18 protein-coding genes are annotated in these 22997 nt (G+C 67.9%); 6 read left to right on the top strand and 12 right to left on the bottom strand.

Going from position 1 to position 22997, the window contains the following annotated elements; genetic code table 11:
• Positions 1-14: 14 nt before the first annotated feature.
• On the bottom strand, positions 15-2237 hold the full coding sequence (locus F0U63_RS17560) for a RelA/SpoT family protein (protein WP_395847066.1): 2223 nt from the start codon (positions 2235-2237) through the stop codon (positions 15-17).
• A 119-nt stretch (positions 2238-2356) separates the two neighbouring features.
• Here F0U63_RS17560 and F0U63_RS17555 point away from each other — a divergent pair, with 119 nt between their 5' ends.
• Entirely contained in the window at positions 2357-3346 is a 990-nt protein-coding gene (locus F0U63_RS17555) for an FHA domain-containing protein (RefSeq protein WP_395847065.1), read from the top strand.
• Here F0U63_RS17555 and F0U63_RS17550 read toward each other — a convergent pair whose 3' ends face one another.
• Positions 3347-5179 carry a protein kinase gene (locus F0U63_RS17550; RefSeq protein WP_395847064.1) on the bottom strand — a complete coding sequence of 611 codons (1833 nt, stop codon included), beginning with the start codon at positions 5177-5179 and terminating at the stop codon, positions 3347-3349. It lies immediately after the preceding gene.
• A gap of 138 nt (positions 5180-5317) precedes the next feature.
• Between F0U63_RS17550 and F0U63_RS17545 the strand changes: the two genes are divergently transcribed.
• Positions 5318-6073, top strand: coding sequence for an FHA domain-containing protein (locus F0U63_RS17545; RefSeq protein ID WP_395847063.1), 756 nt, complete (start codon positions 5318-5320; stop codon positions 6071-6073).
• A gap of 62 nt (positions 6074-6135) precedes the next feature.
• On the opposite strand, the gene F0U63_RS17540 is transcribed toward F0U63_RS17545, so the two are convergent.
• Positions 6136-6498 carry a TraR/DksA C4-type zinc finger protein gene (locus F0U63_RS17540; protein ID WP_002629270.1) on the bottom strand — a complete coding sequence of 121 codons (363 nt, stop codon included), beginning with the start codon at positions 6496-6498 and terminating at the stop codon, positions 6136-6138.
• A 130-nt stretch (positions 6499-6628) separates the two neighbouring features.
• On the opposite strand from F0U63_RS17540, the gene F0U63_RS17535 reads away from it, so the two are divergent.
• The 3 genes from F0U63_RS17535 (at position 6629) to F0U63_RS17525 (ending at position 10363) form a co-directional block, all read left to right on the top strand.
• Complete coding sequence (locus F0U63_RS17535; RefSeq protein WP_395847062.1) at positions 6629-7510, top strand: DNA integrity scanning protein DisA nucleotide-binding domain protein; 882 nt, start codon at positions 6629-6631, stop codon at positions 7508-7510.
• Positions 7511-7672: 162 nt separating this feature from the next.
• Positions 7673-9436, top strand: a complete 1764-nt coding sequence (locus F0U63_RS17530) for a serine/threonine protein kinase (RefSeq protein WP_395847061.1) — start codon at positions 7673-7675, stop codon at positions 9434-9436.
• A gap of 15 nt (positions 9437-9451) precedes the next feature.
• Complete coding sequence (locus F0U63_RS17525) at positions 9452-10363, top strand: DUF2381 family protein (protein WP_395847059.1); 912 nt, start codon at positions 9452-9454, stop codon at positions 10361-10363.
• Positions 10364-10660: 297 nt separating this feature from the next.
• Here the strand turns inward: F0U63_RS17525 and F0U63_RS17520 are convergent, their stop codons facing one another.
• From F0U63_RS17520 to F0U63_RS17495, 6 genes are all read right to left on the bottom strand, one after another.
• Positions 10661-11284, bottom strand: a complete 624-nt coding sequence (locus tag F0U63_RS17520) for a hypothetical protein (protein ID WP_395847058.1) — start codon at positions 11282-11284, stop codon at positions 10661-10663.
• 242 nt (positions 11285-11526) lie between these two features.
• Complete coding sequence (locus F0U63_RS17515; protein WP_395847057.1) at positions 11527-12159, bottom strand: hypothetical protein; 633 nt, start codon at positions 12157-12159, stop codon at positions 11527-11529.
• 11 nt (positions 12160-12170) lie between these two features.
• A complete protein-coding gene (locus F0U63_RS17510) occupies positions 12171-13850 on the bottom strand; it encodes a hypothetical protein (RefSeq protein WP_395847056.1) in 1680 nt (559 codons plus the stop codon).
• 173 nt (positions 13851-14023) lie between these two features.
• The gene (locus F0U63_RS17505) at positions 14024-14602 is read right to left on the bottom strand and encodes a hypothetical protein (RefSeq protein ID WP_395847055.1); all 579 of its coding nucleotides are present in this window, start codon (positions 14600-14602) and stop codon (positions 14024-14026) included.
• A 9-nt stretch (positions 14603-14611) separates the two neighbouring features.
• Positions 14612-15184: an imm11 family protein gene (locus tag F0U63_RS17500; RefSeq protein ID WP_395847054.1), complete on the bottom strand. Its 573-nt coding sequence runs from the start codon at positions 15182-15184 to the stop codon at positions 14612-14614.
• Positions 15185-15197: 13 nt separating this feature from the next.
• Positions 15198-15596 carry a hypothetical protein gene (locus F0U63_RS17495; protein ID WP_395847053.1) on the bottom strand — a complete coding sequence of 133 codons (399 nt, stop codon included), beginning with the start codon at positions 15594-15596 and terminating at the stop codon, positions 15198-15200.
• Between the two features lie 165 nt (positions 15597-15761).
• Between F0U63_RS17495 and F0U63_RS17490 the strand changes: the two genes are divergently transcribed.
• Positions 15762-17462, top strand: coding sequence for a dihydroxyacetone kinase family protein (locus tag F0U63_RS17490; protein WP_395847052.1), 1701 nt, complete (start codon positions 15762-15764; stop codon positions 17460-17462).
• Positions 17463-17478: 16 nt separating this feature from the next.
• Here F0U63_RS17490 and F0U63_RS17485 read toward each other — a convergent pair whose 3' ends face one another.
• Genes F0U63_RS17485 through F0U63_RS17475 form a run of 3 tightly spaced genes read right to left on the bottom strand, consistent with a single transcriptional unit; the run spans position 17479 to position 22939 of the window.
• The gene (locus tag F0U63_RS17485; protein ID WP_395847051.1) at positions 17479-18048 is read right to left on the bottom strand and encodes a PspA/IM30 family protein; all 570 of its coding nucleotides are present in this window, start codon (positions 18046-18048) and stop codon (positions 17479-17481) included.
• Between the two features lie 14 nt (positions 18049-18062).
• Entirely contained in the window at positions 18063-20366 is a 2304-nt protein-coding gene (locus F0U63_RS17480) for a VWA domain-containing protein (RefSeq protein ID WP_395847050.1), read from the bottom strand.
• A 14-nt stretch (positions 20367-20380) separates the two neighbouring features.
• A complete protein-coding gene (locus tag F0U63_RS17475) occupies positions 20381-22939 on the bottom strand; it encodes an AAA family ATPase (RefSeq protein ID WP_395847049.1) in 2559 nt (852 codons plus the stop codon).
• Positions 22940-22997: the final 58 nt, after the last annotated feature.

Raw genomic sequence — 22997 nt, 5'->3', positions numbered from 1 at the left:
ATGCGGAGAAGACGTCAGATGCGCTCGACGGAGTAGACGCCCGGCAGGCGCTCGATGGTGCGCATCAGGTCGGTGAGCTGCTTGAGATCGGTGATGGTGACCTCGAAGGTGTTCACCGCGCGCTCATCCCCGGTGGCCCGGCAGTTGGCCTGGGAGATGTTGACGCCCTTCTTGGAGAAGGTGTTGGAGATGTCCGCCAGCATGCCCGTGCGCTCGGTGGTGAGCACTCGCAGGGTGACCGGACGCTTGAAGTCGCCGCGCACATCCCAGGACACGTCGACGCGCCGCTCGGGATCCGTGGCCAGGGCCTTGTCGCAGCCCACCGTGTGCACCGTGACGCCCCGGCCCCGGGTGATGAACCCCGCGATGGGGTCTCCCGGAACCGGGTTGCAACAGCGCCCGAAGCGCACCAGCACGTCGTCCACGCCGCCAATCTGCACGCCGCTGCTGTTCTGCTTGCCCACCAGCTTCTTGGCGAAGTCGGTGACCTTGGAGAAGCTCGGCAGCATGCTGGCGGAGCTGGCGTGGTTGCCCGAGCCGTCCGACGCGGGCGCGTTGCGCACCTCACCCGTGGAGGCGGCCAGCTTCTCCGGCGGAACCACGCGCGAGAGCACCTGGTTGGGCACCACCTTGCCGTAGCCGATGGCCACCAGCAGATCGTCCTCCACCCGGAAGCCCAGCTCCTCGCACACCTTCTTGAGCTCGCCGTTCTTGAGCAGGCGGTTGAAGTTGAGCTGGAAGCGCTTGAGCTCGCGCTCGAGCAGCTCGCGGCCCAGCTGCAGGCTCTTGTCGCGCTGCTGCTGCTTGATGAAGGCGCGGATGCGCTGCTGGGCGCGGCTCGTCTTGACGAAGGTGAGCCAGTCCTTGGACGGGTGCGCCTGGGGGCTGGTGAGCACCTCCACCGTGTCCCCGTTCTTGAGCTTGTAGCGCAGGGGGACGATCTTCCCGTTCACCTTGGAGCCCACGCACCGGCCGCCCACGTCCGAGTGGATGGCGTAGGCGAAGTCCACGGGCGTGGCGCCGCGCGGCAGGCTCTTCACGTCTCCCCGGGGCGTGAAGACGAAGACCTCGTCGGTGAAGAGGTCCACCTTCACCGTCTCGAGGAACTCCTTGGGATCCTTGAGGTCCTGCTGCCACTCCATGAGCTGGCGCAGCCAGGCGAACTTCTCGTCGTCCTTGCTGACGGAGAGCGCCTTGCCCTCCTTGTACGCCCAGTGCGCCGCGATGCCTTCCTCGGCCACCTTGTGCATGTCCGGGGTGCGGATCTGCACTTCAATCCGCTCGCCCAGCGGCCCCACGACCGTCGTGTGCAGCGACTGGTACATGTTGGGCTTGGGAATGGCGATGAAGTCCTTGAAGCGTCCCGGCACGGGCTTCCACAGCTGGTGCACCAGCCCCAGCGCCTCGTAGCAGGCGGGCATGGAGTTGGTGATGATGCGGAAGGCGATGACGTCGTGGATCTGCTCGAACTCGATCCCCTGCGACTTCATCTTCTTGTAGATGCTGTAGACGTGCTTGAAGCGGCCGCTCACCTCGCCCTTGAGCCCGCGCTCGGCGAGCTTGCTGGTGATGAGCGTGCTCACGTCGTCGATGTACTTCTCGCGCTCCTTCTTGCGCCGGCCGATCTTGTCCTGGAGCGCGAAGTACTCCTGGGGCTTGAGGTAGCGGAAGGACAGGTCCTCCAGCTCCGTCTTCACCCAGCTGATGCCCAGGCGGTTGGCCAGCGGGGCGTAGATGTCCAGGGTCTCCTGGGCAATGCGCCGCTGCTTCTCCTCGGACATGTGGTCCAGGGTCCGCATGTTGTGCGTGCGGTCGGCCAGCTTCACCAGGATGACGCGGATGTCCTGCGCCATCGCGATGATCATCTTGCGGAAGTTCTCCGCCTGCTTCTCCTCCTGGGAGAGCGTGGCCGAGGCGGAGAACTTGGACAGCTTCGTCACACCGTCGACGAGCTGGGCGACCTCGGGGCCGAACAGCTCGGTGAGCTCCTCGGCGGTGGCGAGTGTGTCCTCGATGGTGTCGTGAAGCAGTCCGGTGACGATGGAGGCCTCGTCGAGTTTCAGCTCGGCGAGCAGCCCGGCGACCTCCAGAGGATGTATCAGGTAGGGCTCACCTGATTTGCGCAACTGACCCTGGTGCACCTTGGCCGAATAGACGTAAGCCTTCTTGATGATGTCCAGGTCGGGGTCCGGGTGATAGGAGGCCACCCGTTGGAGAATGTCGTTCAGGCGAATCATCGAGGCGTCAGCAATGCTAACTGCCGTACCCAGGAGGGGCAACGTCGCGCTCTCGGGATTCGCCCGACGCTCGCTTTCGTTGACCCGGCGTTGCACCCACTTCTAGAGTCGATCCGATCATGTCACAGCTGCTGCTGTCCGTTCTCGCCGTGGTCTGCCCGAACTGTGACGGCCACAACCCCCCTCGGACCGAGGTGTGCGCCAGCTGTGGCGCCCCGCTCGCGGCCCCGGCGTCGAAGTCCCCCGCCCGCCCCTCGGGCAGGCCGGGTTCCGACTCCCCCCCGGGTCTGCGGCCCTCCATCCGCACGCCGCCCCCCCACCCCGCGGCGGGAGGAGTCCCCGTCGCCGCCCGGCCCCCGCCCGGCGCCCTTCCCCGGGCGCCCGTGAGCGCGCCGGCCCGTCCCGCCGTGGGAGGCGCCCCGGCCGCCCGGCCCGTCAGCGCCGCCCGGCCCGTGCCCACCGCCTCGCGCTTCGGCCTCACGGTCGTCGCCGGCTCGGCCCGGGGCCAGCGCTTCAAGCTGCCCATCACGGGTTGTACGGTGGGCCGCACCCGGGGTGCCATCCTCTTCGCGGATGACATCTTCGTCTCCGCCCAGCACGCCACCTTCCTCATCAAGGACAACGTGCTGCACGTGCGCGACGAGGCCAGTGCCTCGGGCCTCTACGTCACCATCCCCGGCACCGAGACGCTCACCCCCTACGCCTTCTTCAGCGTGGGCCAGCGGCTCTTCCGCTTCATCGGCAAGCTCGACGCGCCGCCCCCCGTCGCCGGGCGGCCCATCGTCTACGGCGCCCCGGTGCCTCCCGGTCAGGGCGTCTATGGGGTGGAAGAGGTGCTCGTCGGCGGCCGGGGCGGCCGCACGGTCGTCACCTCCGCCCCGCTGCTCACCATCGGCCAGGCCAACTGCGACTTCTGCTACGCCCAGGAGGAAGGGCTCGCCGGACGGCACTGCGAGCTGAGCTTCACCGCCTCCGGGGCCCAGCTGCGCGACCTGTCCGGCGGCCTCGGCACCTACGTGCGCATCCCCTCCGGCGTGGACCGGCCGCTGCGCTCGGGAGACCGGGTGCGCCTGGGTCAGCACGTCGTCCAGGTGGATTTGATGACCTGACTACGGGGTCGCGGGCTCGGCGAGGCCCGGATCCTTGAGCAGCAACGTGGCGCGCGCCTTGGAGTCCGGCGCGTCGCGCAGGTGCCTGCGCCACCACCCCCGCGCCTCGTCGGTGATGCCCCGCGCCCAGTACACCTCGCCGAGCATCAACGACAGCTCCGGCGTCGGATCCAACCCGAAGGCGTTGCGGTACTCGGTGGCCGCCAGATCCAGGTTGCCGTTCTTGTAGGCCTCGTACCCCGCCTGCTTGCGCCGCAGCGCCTCGCGCTCGTCGCGCCGGCGGGGTGGAATGACCTGCTCGTACAGCGGCACACCGGGCTTGGGCACGTAGGCCCCGGAGTCCTGCCCCGGAATGGGCGCGTTGCTCGGCGGGACGAAGGGCTTGGCGCGCGCCTGCTCGCTGTAGCTCGTGTACAGCCAGTAGCCCGCCAGGGCGAGCGTGCCCAGCGCCAGGGTGAGCACGAACGCCTTGATCACCCCGAAGCCGCCTCCCGGCTCGGGCTCGGGCTCGGATGACGGAAGGGAGAGGAGGATCGCCTCGGTCTTGTCGTTGAGCGGGGCGTTGAAGACCGGGGGAGGCGTGCGCTCGGGCGCGCGCATCACGGAGACGGACGCGGTGGAGGAGCGATCGCGCTCGGGCCGCTCGGGCCGGTGCGCGGGAGCGATCTGCGTGCGCTCGGGAGGAGCCCGGGGCACGGGAACGGCCGCCTGCGTGCGCTGCTCGGGCGGGGCCTTCACGGTGGGCTCGGGCGCGCCGTTCCAGTTCGTGTCGGTGATTTCCGTGCTCAGCGTATTGGGCGGGGGCGTGCCCCGGCGCGGCAGCGGCGCGAGCCCCTGTGCCGCGTGCGCCGCCGTGCGCCGGCTCGAGGGCGCGTTGCGGCGCTCCCGCTCCTGGGCCACCGCGAGCAGCTCGGCCCGGAAGGCCTCCGCGTCCTGGGGCCGGTCATCCGGACTCTTGGAGAGGGCCCGCATGATGAGCCGCTCCATGCCCGGCGACACGCGCACGTCCGGACGGCGGCGCGAGGGAGGCACCGGCTCCTCGGTGAGGTGCTTGGTGGCGAAGCCCACCGCGGTGTCGGACTCGAAGGGCAGCCGCCCGGTGACGAGCTGGTAGAGGATGACGCCCACCGCGTACAGGTCCGAGCGGTGATCCAACGAGCCGCCCCTGGCCTGCTCGGGCGACATGTACTCGGGGGTGCCGCACACGAAGCCGGTGCGCGTGAGCGCCGGCCCGTCGTCGTTGCCGCCGTCCTGGATCTTCGCGATGCCGAAGTCGAGCACCTTGACGCAGTCCGGCTCGTTGCGGCGCTGCTCCACCATGATGTTCTCGGGCTTCAAGTCCCGGTGGATGACGCCGGCGCCGTGCGCGTCGTTGAGGGCGGAGAGCACCTGGCTGACGATGCGCGCGATGCGCGGCTCGGAAAGCGGCCCCTCCTTGCTGAGCACGGTGTGCAGATCCTGCCCCGGCACGAACTCCATCGCGATGAAGAGCGCCCCGTCCTCGGCCTGGCCGAAGTCGAGGATGCTGATGGAGTTGGGATGGTTGAGGCGGCTGGCGGCCTTGGCCTCCCGCTTGAAGCGCGCCACGGTGCGCTCGTCGTTGAGCAGCGAGCGGCGCAGCACCTTGAGCACCACCAGCTTGTCCAGCGCCTCCTGACGGGCGCGGTACACCTTGCCCATGCCGCCCTCGCCAATGAGGGCCTCGACCTTGTACTTCCGGGCGAGCGTGCGGCCGATGTACTCGTCCTGATCCCCACGCGTGAGCGTGGCGCCGCAAGAGGGGCAGTAGTTGGAGGCGTCACCGGTCTCGGTGCCGCAGCTGGGGCAAGACAAGGAGGACTTCCCGGATGCAGGAGGATCGGGTGTTGTCCCCCGAACTTCCCATGAGCGTCGGGTCTCCCGCAAGATGGAGGACCCCAGATCTCGTTCCGAGCAACCCCCCGCGCGGCTTGATATGTACACCCGCCCGCCATGCCACACTGTCCCCGCTGCGACGCCGAGAATCCCGATTCCGCCTCCACCTGCCATGCCTGTAGCGCGCCCCTGCGCTCGGGAACCATGGTGATGGCCGCCACCAAGCCCGTGCTCCGTCCCCAGGTCTCCCTGCGGGTGGTACGGGCCGACGGGGGCCCGGAATCCGTGGTGAAGATGACCCGGGACACCCTCACCTGCGGCCCCCAGGGGGATCTGCCGCTCGTGGACGATCCCTTCATCATGCCCGTGCAGGCGCGCTTCTTCTTCTCCGGTGGCCGACTCGCCATGGAGGACGTGGGAGGCGCCAACGGCGTGTTCGCCCGCCTGCGCCAGGAGCGGGAGCTGCCCGTGGGCGGCGAGCTGCGGCTGGGCCGGCAGCGCCTGGTGCTCGAGCCCATTCCGGCGGCGGCCGTGGGACCTGGCGGCGCCCACATCTGGGGCTCGGCGGATCCCGGCTACCGGCTGCGGCTGGTGCAGATTCTCGAGGGGGGCATCCGCGGAGCGGCCTTCCCGCTCAAGGAAGGGGACAACCACCTGGGACGCGAGCACGGGGAGATCACCTTCCCCACGGACGGCTTCGTCTCCGGACGCCACGCGCTCTTGCACGTGAAGCAGGACCGGCTGCGCGTCAAGGACGTGGGCTCGTCCAACGGCACCTTCCTGCGGCTGACCGGACCCGTCTTCGTGGAGAACGGGGACCACTTCCTCATCGGCCGACAGCTGCTCCGGGTGGAGATCCAACTGGCGGCGTGAGACCCGGAGCAGGGGGATCCAGCCGGGCCCAGGCGTGGAGGGCCCCCCGCTCCGTCACGGCATCAGCCGTAGGACTTCTCCTTCTTCTCCTGCTCCTCCTTGCAGCGGATGCACAGCGTCGTCACCGGCCGCGCCTCCAACCGCTTGGGGGAGATCTCCTCGTCGCACCGCTCGCAGACGCCGAAGGTGCCATCCTCGATCCGGCCAAGCGCCCGATCGATCTTCTGCAGCAAGAACTTTTCCCGATCACGCAACCGGAACACCATCGATTGCGTGTACTCGGAAGAGGCCTGATCGATCTCATCGGGGAGATCGTCGGTGTCGAAGCTGGCCTCCTCCACCAGCGTCTTCTTGGCGCTCTCCAGCAGGCTCGTCTTGCTGTCCTCGAGCATCTTCTTGTAACGCTTGAGATCTTTCTGGTTCACAGCCTTAGGCTCCCGTGCGGCGGGGAATGGGCCCAACATCCCCGAAAAAAAGGCCGGAAAGCTTTATTCAGACGCGGACTGGTGTCAAGGAGGCCCGTCCTCCCTCCAACAAGCGGCGCGGTTGCAACTTATGAGCGAAACCTCGAAATTCGACCGGGAGTTCCTGCGAGCCGCCCTCTCGCTCGCTGGGAAGGGTGACGTCGACCACTTCCTCTACATCAGCGACGTGCTCATCGCGCCCGAGGATCTGCGGCGGCAGCTGGCCAAGCGCAAGCTCGTCTACGCCGTCACCACCCCGCGGCTCGCCCAGGAGCTGCTCGCCAACAAGCAGCGCGCGCTCGTCATCCCCGCCTACGACTACTCGCGCACCGAGCGGGTGAAGGTGGCGCTCGTGTCCGCGCTGTCCCAGGGAGCGTTCGCCGAGGGCAACCTGGTGCTGTGCATGACGGGCAAGCTCGGCCGCCCTCCGGACACGCTGATGCAGATGCGCATCGGCGGCTCGCTGGACGACCGGCTCGCCATCGAGGGCGTGAAGCTCGGGGACGAGTTCAACTCCCAGGTGGTGGACGCCCTCATCCAGCTCGCGCTGCAGATCGGCCAGGAGGGCTTCGAGGGCCACCCCATCGGCACCATCATCACCATCGGCGACCACACGAGCGTGATGGAGAAGAGCCGGCAGATGACGATCAACCCCTTCCAGGGCATCTCCGAGGCCGAGCGCAACGTGCTGGATCCGAAGATCCGCGAGGCCATCAAGAACTTCTCGGTGCTCGACGGCGCGTTCGTCATCCGCGAGGACGGCGTGGTGCTGGCCGCAGGCCGCTACCTGTCGGCGTCCGACGAGGCGGTGAAGATTCCCCTCGGCCTGGGCGCGCGGCACGCCGCGGCGGCGAGCATCACCTCGACGACGAAGAGCATCGCGCTGGTGGTGAGCCAGACCTCTGGAGCGGTGCGGCTCTTCAAGAACGGCAACATCGTGCTGGAGCTGCACCAGACCGCGCGCCGCACCTGAGCCCCAGCCCGGAGTCCACACGGCGGGACCCGCGCACGAGCGCCCCGCCACCTCCGCCACGAGAAGTACTCATTGGCGTCGTCCACTCCGCGCCCTACCTCACACCTCCGAACGCTTCCCTCACCTCCCTGGTAGCCTGCCCGCTACTCGGAGGAGAGTGGGATGAGAATCGCGAGGGATGAGGCGCCGGACGAGCCGCTCGGGTTGAACCTGTTGCCCGGGGCGGAGGTGGCCGGCTTCATCATCGAGAGGCGGCTGGCGGCTGGCAGCTTCGGCGCGCTGTACCAGGCCCGAAGGGGCCGCAAGCGCTTCGCCATCAAACTGGTGCCCCGGGATGCGCGGGGCGAACGGGAGGTGGACGCGCTGCGGCGGGTGCAGGAGCTGCCCGTGGTGGGCTTCCACGGCTATGGCCTGTGGCCCGAGGAGAAGCCGCGCTTCATCGTCCTGGCCCTGGAGTTGGTGGAAGGCGTCGCGCTGGACACCTGGGCGAGGGAGTTCAACCCGAGCACGTCCGAGCTGCTCACCCAGGTGATGCTGCCGCTGGTGTCCACGCTCGGCCAGTTGCATGCCGCGGGCGTGGTGCACCGGGACGTGAAGGAAGCCAACATCGTGATGCGCCAGCAGGACGGCCATCCGGTGCTGGTGGACTTCGGCGCGGCGGGGTTCGAGGGCGCGCATCGGCTCACCCTGCGGCTGCCGCCGGGCACACCCGAGTACCGCAGCCCCGAGGTGGTGCGCTTCGCCCGCGAGTGGGAGGGAGAGCCCCCGCCGGGGCGGCCCGGGGACGACTTGTGGGCACTGGGCGTCACCCTCTACGCGCTGCTCACGCGCACCCTGCCCTTCGGTGATCGCCACGGCCCCCTGGCACAATCCATCCTTGAGGACGAGCCCGAGCCCCCCCACGTGCGAAACCCGCGCGTGCCCGCGACGGTGGGCGAGCTGTGCCTGCGCCTGCTGGCGAAGGAGCCCGCGGAGCGCCCCGCCGATGCGTCCGCGCTCGAGCGCGACTTGAAGGCCGCCCTCGCCGGAGCCGATGCCGCGTGGGACGAGCCCCTGTTCGACGGAGGCCGCAAGCCGCTGCCTCCAGCGGCGCCCTGTCTTCCCCTCATCCCGGAGCCCGCCCTGGCGCCCGAGCCGCGGCGGCGGCCCATGGCCCTCGCGCTGGGCGCGCTGGCGACCGTGTTCCTCACTCCCGCGACCCCACTTCAAGAGTCCACCGCGCTTCTCCCTACGTCCCAGGATGTTTCTCGCCATGAAATGGCGGAGGTCGACATGACGGGAGAAGTTGTGTCCAGCGCGGGACTTCAGAAGTCACCACCCCCCGCGCCCGTCGCCCACGCGACGAACCCCGCGGAAACACCCATGCGTCCCTCTGCGAAGAACCGTCGTCTGATCATCACCGCCGCGGCCACTGCCGCCGTCTGCACGACTCCCGCTTGTGTGAGCGGGCCGAAGCCTGCCCCTCCGCTGCCCGCCGAACCCTGCCCCGAGGGCAGCCAGGAGACCCATGTTCTTCTGGGCATGGGTCCGCGCGCGAGTGTCGAGGTGTGGCTGGATGGGTACGTGGAAGAGGAAAAAGAAGGCTATAGAACCTATCCACCCATTTTCGTGAAGCCCGGTCCGATCACCGCCCAACCCAAAGTCCGCATCTTCCCGCCTGGCAGCGGGATGAGGCACCCACTGCCGCTGATCCCCAAGCGCACGATCTTCAGGGGGCAACTCTATACCCGGGAGAACCGTGTCTATGGTCGATTCACCGAGGTCACTCGCCCGGGCGAAGAACCCATGCCGATTTGCATGGAGTTGGATGAGAGCTCAAAAACGCGCGGTATCGAGACGTCCGGAGGGACGCGCGACAACCCCGAGGTCTTTCCCGTCCAATCCCTTGAGCAAGTGCGTGAATTCCGTCCGATCCCCAGCCGGTGACGGGAGAACCTGCCCGTGATCGCGACCTGCCTGCCGCTCATGCTGACCCTGTTGTTGACACAGAACCCCGCCCCTCCTGGGACCATGGGCTGTGAAGAGATTCAGCATATCGAACGAGCGAGAACAGCCCTTGCTCCCCACGAGATCTGTGTCAGCCCTGGACTCATGACAGGAGTCTTCTTCGATGTGCCCGTCTCGGTGGAATTGCAAGATGAGTTCCGGTTCGAAGAGGTCTCTCGTGGTCGCACGAGCATCAGTGTCATGCCCCCTAGGGACATGGCTCCCGGCGAACGGCTTCGTTTGTCGGCTCGCTACCTGGATGGAGGCCACCCGGAGGACGCCGTCACGCTGTTCCTGGTGACGTCTCCCGGCCAGGCCACCCGACAAGTCGAAGTGTTCCGTGACACGCGAACCCGCGAATCCTTCGAGCGCGAACTGAAGCAGGAGCGTGCGGAAAACCAACGCAGCCACCAAGAACTGACCCGGTTGCGGCTCGAATTCGAGCAGTTCCGTGAGAACCACGCGGATCCCCGCCAATTGCGTTGGCTGATTTCCAGTGGCTCCATGGCTCGAGAAGGAGTTCGTGCCCGGACTTTCAAGAAGTCACTCATTGGATACGAGAACAGCGAACTCCGCGTCGACAGGGGTGTCAGTTATCGCTCCGAGTATCGTGTGGCCGTTGAACTCTGGCTAGTGCCCTCGGGTTCGCGCCCCTGGCGATCAACCACAGCAACAGCGACGGTTGGCAGCAACAAGGAATTGCGGGTTTTCTATACTTGGCAGCCAGAGGCATCCGTGGTGAACGTAGCATTCCTGGTCATCGTCGAGATGGAACCTCCATCCGCCGGGTCATCGCGTGAATGCAAGCTGTCGATCAATGATGACTTGGGGAATAAATTCCACATCACGGGAATCGAGCTCCCCTAGTACTACAGTGGGACTTCCCCTCGGAGAGGGGGCCGCGCTCCTCCGAGGGAACTACCACTGTAGTACTGGTCCGCCCTCACCATCGACAAAGTGGCCTCCTCGTCACCTAGCGAGGAGGCTTTCTTCGTTCCAAACCTCGTCGAATTCACAATCACCGCGCCGGTACGGCAGGCTAACGCGGTGCGAACGGGGGGCCGCGAGATGTTTCGAGGTGGCGCATGCGGTGACGCCCCCTTCCCTGCGGTAATTGTCGTTGCGTAGTGCGCCTTCGACAGGGCGACTCTTCGCACGGTTCCGTCAGTAGACGATGAAGTCGAACTGCTCAATGACCGCTCTGAATGCTTCCTCGGTCGTCTCGCGGCGCTTGGCGAGGGATGGAGCGTAGAGCGTTACGGCCCTTGTGCAGGGAGGATCCCTGTACTGACCCTCCACGATGATGGGGCGAAAACCCCCCGGCCACTGGACGCGGTTGAGTTCGCGGGCTCGCCTGATGGGGTCCAGGATGGTGAAGCAGGGCCACTTGGGAAAACGAAGGGTGGCAGGATCCGAGCCCATGATGCGGCAGCCATCCAGGCGGGCCTCGGTGAAGTCACAGTCCTCGATGGCCCCGTGCCCCCATCCTGTACCGTAGTCGGGCCAGTGCCCGAAGTCGCACCCGGTTAGCCGCCCTTTGAAGCGGCACCCCTTGAGGGAAGCCTTTACCCATTGTTGGTGATTTTTCAGCTCCTGTTTCACCTCGAAAGTGCAGTCGATAAAACGGGAGCCGGTCAGAAACAGGTTCCTCCCCGAGACCTTGACGACGACCGTGCAGTTGCGGAGCGTCAGTCCCGAGCCGAGAAAGTAGAGCGAGCCTTTGTCGGTCAGCTCCAGTCGTTCGTTCTCGATTTGCTGGCCCTGGTAGAACACCTTGTTGTAGAGCATCCGCCGCCCTCTCAGAAGGTGAGCATCCGGAAGAACTCGTTCGCCATGTGCCGACCATGCCGCGCTAGGAGCCTGTCGGAGTACTGCCGAAAAACGACTCCTACATACCAACCGTAGCGGTGTGTTTGAGTCGCACTACCCCTCATGTAGTGGGTAGCCGAGGTACTCCGACAGGCTCCTAGGTTCGACTCCGTTCCGGAACTGTGGGAGAGCCACTAAAACGGCTCAAGCCCACCATCCCGTCAGTAGAAGATGCAGTCGAACTTCTCGATGACGGCTCGGAGTTCCTCGGGGGTGGTCTCGAAACGCTCGGCAGCGGAGGGAGCGTAATAAGTCAAGGCCTTGGTGGACGGCGGGTGAGTATGCAGGTTGTCCACGACGATATCACCAAAGCTTCCCGGCCATTTAACGCTGCGTAGTTCAGGGGCTCGGCCAATGGGGTCAAGGAAGGTAAAGCAGGGCCACTTGGGGAAGCGAAGGGTGTCGATGTCGCAGGCGTGAAACCGACACCCTGCCAGCCGGGCCTCAGTGAAGTCGCAGTCCTCGATGGACCCGTGCTGATACCACGGCAGGTCCATGTATTCAGGCCAGTACCCAAAGTCGCACCCCGACAGCCGCCCCTTGAAGCGGCAGCCCTTCAGGGATGCTGCCACCCAGCTCTGGTAGTTCTTCAACTCCTGCTTCACCTCGAAGGTGCAGTCGATGAAACGGGGCAGCTTGAGGCTCAGGCGTCGGGCGGACACCTTCAGCACGAGGGTACAGTTCCTCATCGTCAGGCTGGGGCCGAGGATGTAGTTGGCTCTCGTATCCGTCAGCTCCAACCGCTCGTTTTCAATTTCCCGATCTTTGAAGACGATGTTCCCGAGCGAATCCATCCCCGCCCCTTTCAGAAGGTGAGCATCCGGAAGAACTCGCCCGCCATGCGCCGACCATGCCGCGCCAGGTTCGACTCCGTTCCGGAGAGCATCTCGTACTTGTAGCCTCCAGGAACTACCACGTCGACGCCCTTGCTCAGGCTGAAGTCGTAGAGGTGCTCGAACTGCGCTTTCACCTTGAGTTGAACGTAGCGCCCTCGAGCCTCTCGTTCGAGCAGTCGCGCCAGCCAGTATTTGCCCTTCTTCATGGCCTGCTCTATAGCGTCTTTTTCGTTTGGCGAGAGCCTGTGAGGTCCCCACTCGTTGGCGGCCTGGGTGACGGCCTCCTGGAGCATGTCCCCCACCTTGTCCTCGGCGGGAATGTCCGCAGCCGACTTGCCGCGGGGCAAGTGCCAGCGCTGGCCGTCGCTCAACTCCACCTGCCGGTTGCCGCCCCGGTGGCGAATGACGGTTTCGGCATAGCGGCCCCCAGGAGCCTGTCCAGACCCACTGCCCGTCCCCTTTTTGAGCAGGACCACGGCCAGGGGGCCCTGCGGTGAGGTGGCTACCGTGTCCACCGCCGCCACCGCCTGGGCCAGGGCGCCCTCCGTCGCGAGCGCCGCCTCCGTCACCTCCAGGCGCCCCAGGACAGCGGTGCCGCCCTGTGCTTCGAACTGCTTTCTGGCGAGGTTGAAGCGCGGCAGCGACTTCACCCGTGGCAGCACCTGCTCCAGCGTGTGCCCGCCGAGCGTGGCCACAGCGAGAATCATGGCTCGGGCCGCGTCCTCTCCCAGCACCTTGCCGAATTGCTCACCCGCCGCGCGCAGTTCCTCGAAGGTGGTGGCGTGGTGCGCCGTGTCCGCCATTCGAGCCCAGCCATCCATCAGCCCGTATAGCGTCTGGAGGCCCACGTAACCCATCAGCAAGAGGGTCATGCCAGCGGCCAAGGCCTTGGTCGTTGGCTCGGGCACCACCCACATCATGCAATAGAGCGCCACCGTCCAGACGACCGTGGAGACGAGCATTCGCACGTCGAGCAGCTCGCGCGCCAGAGCCCCGCGCGTCTCATCGAGGACGTGGCCGAAGGCCAGGGCCAGCGCGAAGGCCCGCCGGTCATCCGTGCGCAGGTAGGGCCCGTCGTCCAGCAGGCCCAGGCAATCGCCTCCTCCCCGGTGTGCACACCACTGGAGGTACCTGGCCCTCAGGGCTTCATCCGCCGCGGGGGTGAGCACCACTGCGCCTTCCTGGCGCTCGGGCACCAGGGTGTAGGCCTGGTCGCGGTACACTTCCAGCAGCCAGTCTCCCTTGCTTTCTACCGTCTCAACGCCTTCGGGTGGAGGCAGAAGGTGGAGCAACTCCCGGGCGGCCGCTTGTGGAGTCTTCGCCCCCAGCCTCACGTCGCGGGAGAGACGCAGGAAGGCCTGTTGGAACTCGGCCCTGGGAATGGGCACCGGCCGGGTGGAGATGGAGCCGGGCTCCATGAAGTCCGCGACGTACACGGTGGCAGACTTGAAGCCTGGCTCCGCCGTAGTGGCCATAGGTTCTTTGGGAGCCGGTGGGGGCGTCAGCGAGTTGTAGCGGTAGCCGACAAAACTCCCGTGTGGGATGCCCGTGGCGCAGGAGAACTGGAAGAGGACAAGGAGGGCCCAGGAACCAACGCGGGGGCTCTGACGCGCGTCCTTGGGGCGAGTTCCAGGAAGACGGGTGGACACGGCGCACCTCCGGAAGCGACGCGGCTAAAGCCGTCGTTCCGGAATTACAAAGAAATGTGGGTACGCCCGTCAAGCCACCGGGTTGGGTAGATAGTGGAGAATGTAACGGGTGACCGGTCTACCTTCGATGGGAGCTTCCTCGTCTCCAAGAGAGAAGGCTCTCTTCGTTGAAGTCAAGGGATGTTCTCTGGTTCGTTCGTGAAGAGCGCGTGAAACAATGTGGTTTCTGGAGGCTCCTTCCATTGTACGAACAGCGGAACGGGCATTTGTGCCATCTCGCGCGGAAGCCGGGTGAATCCAAACTCGGCTTCGACTCTCCTTGTAATGACTTCAGCAGGCGCCTTTATCTCGGGTCGCTGAAGCTCAAAGTCCATCGCCCTGAAAACCCGCGTCTTCTCCCGATTTTCGAACTGCACACCATAGACGGCATAAACCGGGGCAAGAATGCTCACGCAACCGACAACGACCCAATGAAGGTCTGGCAACGGGCGTCCCTTATCGGGGTATACGACACAACGGAAACAAGCATCGGGCGTCGCAGTGGCATCGCCAATGGAAAATCCGGGCAACTCACCCCTGAGTTCATCAAGGAATGCCCACCAACGATTTATATTTTTGATTTCCTGTTCCCACAACTCATGAAGCCGCTCGGCTTCGGGACTGATCTGCTGGCCCGGACGATAGTCGCCATTTCTATTTGATGGCCAGTATCTGCTCGCGACCGCAATCAACTGCTCAAGAGGCGAGGACATGGCGTTATCTCAAACCTCGTCGAATCGCCCGCCCACCAGGCCGGTTCGCTCCAGGGCTTCCTTGATCCCCTCATCGACAATGACTGGTGGGGGCCACCCCCAAGGCCGGAACACGCGAGCATCTCCAACCTTCGACTTGTCAATGCGCAAGCCAATAACTGAGCGGTACTCCCCGATTCGCTCTGGCCGCCCATCTTCCGCACGGTAGAACTGGACTTCATCGCTCGCCTTGTCGTCAATGCACCGAACTGTCCGCGCCACATTCACAAGATAGTAAGTCTCTCCCTGTCCTTGCACCTCAACGGGGAAGAGTTGAACATCATTGGGGGCCATCTCGCGGAAGACAGAGGCCACTCGTGCGTTGGCGATGGGGGCTTGTCCCACTCCGGCCGTGTCGAAGTCCAGTGCCTTCCCGGGGCGGTCAATCGGGACGCGCAATCGCTCGCGAACCTCAACGGGCCGACCATGGCAAAACTCCCAAACGTCATCCAACTCCTGCCCGGTGAGGTGGGTAGGCTCTCCCAGGTACCAGCGCCCCGCCACATCCACGTCAATACCTAGCCGGAAAAAGCGTCGCTCCATGGGTTCAGTACCGTCAAAGCGCGGCCAGCCGCTCACTCACCGCCTGGAGGAGCGATTCACCCTCGGGAGTGGCCTTCCTGGCCTGTGCGTGCCGCGACAACGCGAGCGCATGGCCCAGGCGATGTGACACCCCCTCCATGTCCCCACGTTGTTCGAGCAGGTCAGCTTCCGCGCTCAGCAACCGGACCAGGGCCAGGATCTTCTCGGGAGTCCCGAGCAGTTCCGCCACCGACGCCGCATCGAAGGTGATGAGCGTGCGATACTCCATCCCGAACAACGACAGGCTCGTCTGTCGCACGAGTTCGAGCGCCTCGTCCGTCTTCTGACCCCTTCCCGCCTTCGCGATGGCCGCCAGCGCGGAGACGAGTTGCTTGATCATTCGCTCGATGTAGTCCTCGCGGATTCCGGCCATGACCCAATGCTCTCCGCTCCACGCGAGCAGTTCAATGGCCCACCCTCCGCCCCTTGCCCCGCTCCGCGGCGCGATCGCGCTTGACGCGGTTCATGCCTCGCGTCCACCTTCCGTGCCCGCGTCCGGTGCGGCGCGGCCCCTTCCTCCTCTGCCCTGGAGACGACAATGAAGAAGCTCATCAATGATCCCCGCGCCGTCGTGGCGGAGATGCTCGAAGGTCTCGTCTCGCTTCATCCGGGGCTCGCGCTGCTCGAGGGTGAAGCCGTCGTGATGCGCTCCGATCTTCCCGCCGACCCCGCCGCGCGCCAGGTCGCCGTGCTCTCCGGCGGCGGCAGCGGACACGAGCCCGCCCACGCCGGCTACGTGGGGCCCGGCATGCTGCACGCCGCGGTCGCCGGCGACGTGTTCACCTCCCCGAGCACCGACTCGGTCCTCGCCGCCATCCGCGCCGTCTCCGGGCCCGCCGGCGCCCTCCTCGTGGTGAAGAACTACACCGGAGACCGGCTCAACTTCGGCCTCGCCGCCGAGCTGGCCCGCTCCGAGGGCATCCCCACCGAAATCGTCATCGTCTCCGACGACGTCTCCCTGCGCGACACCGTCGAGCCCTCGCGGCGCCGGGGCATCGCGGGCACCGTGCTCGTGCACAAGGTGGCCGGCGCCGCCTCCGCTTCCGGCGCCTCGCTCGCACAGGTTGCGCGCGAAGCCGCCGCCGCCGCCAGCGCGCTGGGCACCATGGGCGTGGGCCTCGGCTCCTGCACCGTGCCCGCCGCGGGCCGTCCCGGCTTCTCCCTCGGCGAGGACGAGATGGAACTGGGACTCGGCATCCATGGTGAACAAGGTGTCCGCCGCGTCCCCCTCCAGCCCGCCAATGCCCTGGTGGACACCCTGCTCTCCACCATCGTCGACGATCAACGCCTCGGCGCGGGTGACCGCGTGGCCCTGCTCATCAACGGGCTGGGCGGCACTCCGGCCCAGGAGCTGGCGATCATCGCCCGCCGCGCCCTCGCCTTCCTGCGCGAGCGGGGCCTCTCCGTGGAGCGGGCCTGGAGCGGCGAGTTCCTCACGGCCCTGGAGATGCCCGGCTGTTCCCTGTCCCTTCTCAAGGTGGACGACGAGCGGTTGCACCGGCTCGACGCCGCCACCTCCGCCCCCGCCTGGCCGGGCTCCGGACGGCTCGCCCCCGCGCGCAGGATCGCGCCCCCGCGCGCCGTGCCACACGCCTCCAGTGCCACCGAGTCGCGCCCGGCGGACATGGAGCACGTCCACCAGGCGCTCCTCGCCATCGCCGATGCGTTCGACGCCGCCGAGGCGCGGCTGACGGAGCTCGATGGCGCGGCGGGGGATGGAGATCTCGGCATCAGCCTCGTGCGGGGTGCGGCGGCGATCCGGGCCCTGCCCCCGTCCGCCTGGACGAGCCCCGCACGGGCCCTGATGGCGCTCAGCGAGGCCCTGCGCCGCGCCATCGGTGGCAGCTCGGGGCCCTTCTACGCCACCGCCCTGCTGCGAGCCTCCCGCCGGCTGGCGGAGCATCCCCAGCCCGATGCCCGCGCCTGGGCCGAGGCCTTCCAGGCGGGAGTCGAGGCGGTGGCCGAGCTCGGCGGCGCCGGTCCGGGAGATCGCACGATGATCGACGCCCTGCGCCCCGCCGCGGACATCTTCTCCCGGGAACTCCACGCCGGAGGCACGCCCGCCGAGGCCTGGGCGGAGGCCCTCCTCGCCGCCGAGCGGGGAGCCGAGGCCACGTCGCGGATGAAGCCCCGTCTGGGCCGTGCCAGCTACCTCGGCGAGCGCGCCCTGGGTCTCCCCGACGCGGGCGCGGAGGCGGTGGTCGTCTGGCTCCGGGCCCTCTCCCGCTTCGTCCGGTGAGGGCGGACCCGAGCGCTCAGCCCGGCTCGCCGGACTCCTCGCGCTCCTCGCGGTAGATCTCCGCGAGCGCGTGGGCCCGTTCGATCTCGTCCCGGGCCGCGTCCACCGCGAGCACCTTCTCGAAGCGCTCCACCCGCTCGCGCAGGGCGCTGGACACCAGGCCGCCCACGGCGAGCCGCGCGGAGGCGCTTTCCCGCTCGGTGCGCAGCTCGGCCACCCGGTTGCCCAGGTCCGCGGCGGCCTCCAGCAGCAACTGGCCGTCCTGCTCGGCCCGGAGCAGCGACTCACGCGTGGTGTTCAGCAGGGACTCGGCCTGGACGCGGTCGCGCTCGAGCGTCTGGGAGATCTTCGCGTCCCCCTGGGTGTCGGCGACGGCCTTGCGCCGGGCGAGCTCCTCCACCCGCCGGGCATAGCGTTCCTGGGAGCGGGACAGCTCGCCCTTGAGGGCCAGCAGCGTGGCGGCCGACTTGCGCACCTCCGCGCCCTGCCGCTCCAGGTCCTCGATGAGCTGATCGAAGGCCGCGAGGGGATCCTCCACCCGAGCGGGCTTCTTGGGAGTCTTCTTGCGCAACCAGTCGAAGAACATGGCCGGGGCACAGCCTAGCCGAAGGGACGGCAGAGCAGGCGCACGCGGGCGAGGCGCTCGTGCACCTCTGGACTTCCGGTGGCGAGCACGGCGAGGTAGCGCGCGGGGTCGAGCTGGTACACGCCCAGCAGGTGGCGCAGGAGCGTGAGCGCCTCGGTGGCGCGGCGGTCGGCGGGAGCGAGCGCGGAGGCCTCCACGAGCGCGTCGAGGATGTCCGCCACGCGAGCGACCCGCTCGGGTTCGGAGACGTCCGGGGCCTGCTGCCGCGCGAGCGCCTCGGGCGCGGGGAAGAGCGCGTCGAAGGACGCCTCGGAGACCAGGGGGGCGACGGGGGCGGAGTGTCCGGCGGCGAGTGCCTCGAGCGCGGCCAGGTGGGGGCCGAGTGCCTCGAGGGCCTCGGGGGTGACGGGCACGTCGCGGGGGAGCAAGGTGCGCCAGGGGCTGTCGAACTCGGTGCGCGCCCACTGGATCTCCCGGTCGGACAGGTGGTGGTAGAAGGCGCGGCCTCCACGGGCGCTCTGCTCCTGGACGAGCAACTTGAGGTCCGGGTTCTCCTCGCCGAGCGACACGAAGCTCAGCGCGATGTCCAGCGAGTCCATGGGCGCGCGGGTGCGGCGGATGAGCTCCAGATCGACGCGATCCTCGCCATCGGTGATGATCACCACGGTGGCGCGCGCGAGGTAGGGATCCCGTCCGCGCGCGGCCCGGATCGAGTCGAAGGCGGACATGAGCGCCAGGGTGATGTCCGTCTGGCCCTCGGCGGGAGAGTGGCGGAAGAGCTTCTCGATCTGCCGGGTGGCCTCGCGGGCCGTGTCCACGCGGGACAGCTCGGTGGGGATGTCGTTGAAGAAGGAGAAATAGAGCGGATCGAAGGGCAGGCCCTGGCGCGCCTTGATGCGCAGGTTGTTGAGCTCGGCGATGATGAGGGCGTCGCGGAAGCGCGCGCGGGCGCCGTGCATGGAGCCCGAGGCGTCACACACGTAGACGCGCACCGCGGTGCGCTTCTTCTTCTTGGGCTCGGGGGGCGGCTCGTCCTCGAGGTAGGCGCGCACGAGCTGGCGGTGGGAGGCCAGATCGTAGAGGAGCATGCGCGGATCGGAGAGGACGAAGTTGTGCACGTCGTGCAGCCCGCCCGTGCGCTCGAACGTCATGTTCTGGGTGGGATGGGGCACGAGCCGGGGCACCGGGCGCACCTTGCGGGTGTTCACCTCGATGACCTCGTCGGACAGCACGTCCTCCACGTCGAAGTAGCGGGCGCAACCGGCCGCCAGATCGAACGCGGCGCGCTGCTCGGGACGCAGGGAGAAGGCCAGATCCGCGAGCAGCTCGTCCGCGGACGCGTCCTGCCGACGCTCCCCCTCCTCCTTGCCGGCCCTGGCGGGCGGCTGTTCCTCGCCGAACCAGCGCCGCAGCTCATCGCGCTCGGCGGACTCCAGCAGGGCCCGCATCGAGTCGCGCGAGGGCATGAGCCGGGTGAGCGCCGCCCGGGCCGCCGCGGCGAGCTGGGGTTGCTCGGCCTCCACCGCGCGCTCGTAGAGGCCCCGGAGCGAGCGCCAGGCGAGCTGTGGCTCGCGCACGGCGGACTGGCGCACCTGATCGACCAATTCCTCGAGCGAGCGCGTCGGGGGCGTGTCCCGGACGCGCTCACGGGCCTGGGCCACCTCATGGCGCAGGGCCACGCCGCGCTCGCGGTCATGCTCCATGCCGATGCGCAGCAACAGCTCGTGGGCCATGTCCAGATCCCTGCGCTTCTGCACCACGTCGTCCACGGTGGCGCGGGCCCGCTGGGCGAGGAACTCGGCCACGGCCATGCGCGCTCGGCTCGGCGCGCGCTGGGCGTTCCAGGAGGGGCCGGGCCGCGGGAAGAGCTGCTCCGCGCCCGAGTCCGGAGCCGGAGCCGAGGGCGACAGGAAGAGATCCGCCACCCGCAGCACCCGCACGAGCCGGACGAAGCCCCGCTCCAGCGTGGTGCGCGCCCCCGGGGGCGTGCGGCCCGCGTGGTGCATCTTGTGCACGGCCTCCAAGGTGCGCTCGAACTCCTCCAGCGCCTCGTGCGCGCGCTCCTTCAACCCCTTGGCCAGCTCGCCCACGCGGCCCTTCTTCACGCCCAGCTCGAGCAGCAGGCGCGCGTCCGCGAGGGTATGCACCCCCACCCGCTCCAGGGCCCGGTCGAGCGCCGTCACGGTAGGCAGGGACAGGTCCACCTCGGCCGGGGCGGTCATTCCCCGCCACCAGGAGCGCATGCCCTCGCCCCGGGACGGGCGCTCCTGGAGCGCATCCAACTGAAGCCGCAGATGCGCGAGCCGCGAGCCGAGCACGCGTCAGCCCCTCCTCACAACGAGGCCCGCAGCTCCAGCAACTGCTTGCTGAAGCGGGAGAAGTCGTCGTCGATGCCGAGCAACACGCCTTGCAGCTTGCGCGCGCTCTCTCCCAACTCCCCGGACAGGCCCATCACCACGCCGAGCACCCCCTTGAGGCGCACCAGCTCGCCCTCCTTCAGGGCCAGCATGGGGAAGCGGCTGCGCACCAGGCGATCGAAGATCTGATCCGCGGCCGCCCGGGTCTGCGCGCTCTGGGGCGCGGGCAGCGTGGTGAGCAACTGGGTGAGCCAGCTGCGCAGGTACTTGAGGCGCGCCTGCACGAAGGACAGCTCCACCCGGGCCACGGCGTCCCGGAGGGCATCGGAGAGGAAGAACGCGGTGGACGGGGAGCGGGCGAAGGCGAGCTGTCCCTCCAGGCCGAGCAACGCGGAGAACTCTCCGTCCGGGATCTGTTTGGAGAAGGAGCCCCGGTAGAAGTTGTAGGCCTCGCCATTGACGGCGGTCTGCGCGGCGGTCAGAGGGGTCGCCACCTCACGGCTGATGCCCTGGACGTACTCGCGCAGCCGCGTCTCGAGGATGTCCCGGCACTCGACGAACACGGGTTCGGGGGCCAGACCCTCGCGCCGCAGGTTCTCCGCCACCGCCTGCACCGTGCGCGACAACTGGTCGATGCGCTCGAAGGGCACGGTGCCGAACACCTCCCGGGCATAGTCGAAGCCGAGCGGTTCCAGCAATTGCTGCTTGAGGCCGCGCTGGGAGGCATCCAACCGGCACAGGGCGTGCTCGAGCTGGGCGAGCCGGCTCGAGTCCGCGGAGAGCGCATCGAGCGGATCCCTGCGGCCCCGTGGACCCGGGAAGATGCGCTCCGCGCGCTGACGGAACGCGGCCACGGCCCGCCGCCGCGTCTCGGCCTCCGCGGTCCTCAAGTGAGGGACCGCGCCCGAGGAGGACTCGGCGAGCAGCGCCAGGAGCTCGCCCACCTGGCCCAGCTCGTCGGCGAGGTTGTCCGCGAGTCCGACGAGCGGATCCAGGGACACCGACTCGTCGAAGGCGAGGCTCTCGGACTGGAGCGCCATGAGCTCGAGCGCCTGGAGACTGAAGCGGTGGATCGCCTCGCACACGGCGGGCATCCGTGGGGTCAGCTCGGGGACGTGGCGGCACAGGGAGAGCGTTTCCAGGATCGCGGAGAACAAGGCCTCGCCCGCGCGCGGCTCACTGCCCTCGATGGGTCCGCGCGACAGCCGCTGCTCCACGCTCGCGAGCAGGCCGCGCGCGGCGGCCAGGAGGGCCACCCGGTTGTCGGAGTGGCGAGGGCCGGGAACGAGCTTGCCGTGCAGTCTGCGCGCCGTGGAGGCCACGATTCCCGGCTGGAAGCCGCGTGCGAGCGCCTCCACGGTCTTGAGTTCCTCGGCGGCGCCGAGCGTCGCGGCCTCGCGTTCCGGGCCCGCGCCCAGGTCCGCGCGCACCTTGGCCAGGGCGGCATCGAAGGCCTTCTGCTCGATGCGGACGATCTCCAGCTGCGCGCGCTCGCGCGGATCCACGGCCACCTTGAGGAGCGCCTCGGACTCCTCCGCGGGAGGCCCTCCAAGAAGGAAGAACCAGCGCAGGGCGTCCAGGTCCTCGACGGTGGCCTCGAGGGGGCGATCCGGACGGCGGTAGAGCTGATCCCTCACCACGGCGGCCTTGAGGGCCCACAGGGCCTTCACCACCGAGCGCTGGGAGAAGTACTTGGTGGGCACGTAGTCGGGCAGCTTGGACACCTGGGCCGTGAGCGCGCGCTCCAGCTCATCGGTGAGCAGCTCGATGGCCTCGAGCAGGGTGTTGGAGACCGTCACCCGCTCCACGTTCTTCTGGAGCACGTCGAGCTGCTGCAGGGTGAGCACGGCGCGCAGGTCCGGCCGCAGACCATGGGCGAAGCGGTGCAGCATGGCGGAGCGGCTGGCGGACCGGGCGAAGCTCTTGGGCACGAAGGAGATGAAGCTCAGGCGGTCGGCGAAGGCGAGCAGCAGCTCGGGCGAGCGCGCGAGCACCTCGGAGAGGTAGCGGTTGCTCGTCATGATGGCGCACTCGATGCGGCCGCTCGTCACCCGGCGCCCGTGCTTGAGCTCGCGCTCGTGCAGGACGTTGAGGATGGAGCGCAGCAGCATGTCGCGCCCGTCGAACACCTCGTCGAGGAAGGCGTGGGTGGCGCCCAGCATGCCGTCCTCGGTGAGGTACTCGGTGCGGCCCGTCTCGGTGAGCACCTTGAAGTCCACCGGGCCGATGAGATCCGTCTGGACGGTGGACTCGGCGAGCTGCTTGGCGAAGAGCGAGGGCTGTCCGGTCTGCTCATCCACGATGCGGCCGAGCACCGCGGAGGCGATGGCGCTCTTGGCGGTTCCCGGGGGGCCGACCACGAGCACGTGCTCGCGGCAGAGCAGCGCCAGCTCGATCTGGGTGAAGAGGGTCTCGCGCTCCAGATAGGCCTCGCGCAGCTCCTGGAAGAAGCGGCGGAAGGACTGCGCGGCCTGGGCGGAGACGGGCGTGGGGGTATGGATCACGGTGATTCCACGAGGGACGAGAGGCCACATCGTATCCCCCTGGCCCTGGCAACAAAAGCCGAGGGCCGGCCCCCTCGTGGGAGGAGCG

The organism is Cystobacter fuscus (genome assembly GCF_044360685.1).
Classification (GTDB): Bacteria; Myxococcota; Myxococcia; order Myxococcales; family Myxococcaceae; genus Cystobacter; species Cystobacter fuscus_C.
This window is presented reverse-complemented; position numbering and strand designations above follow the sequence as displayed.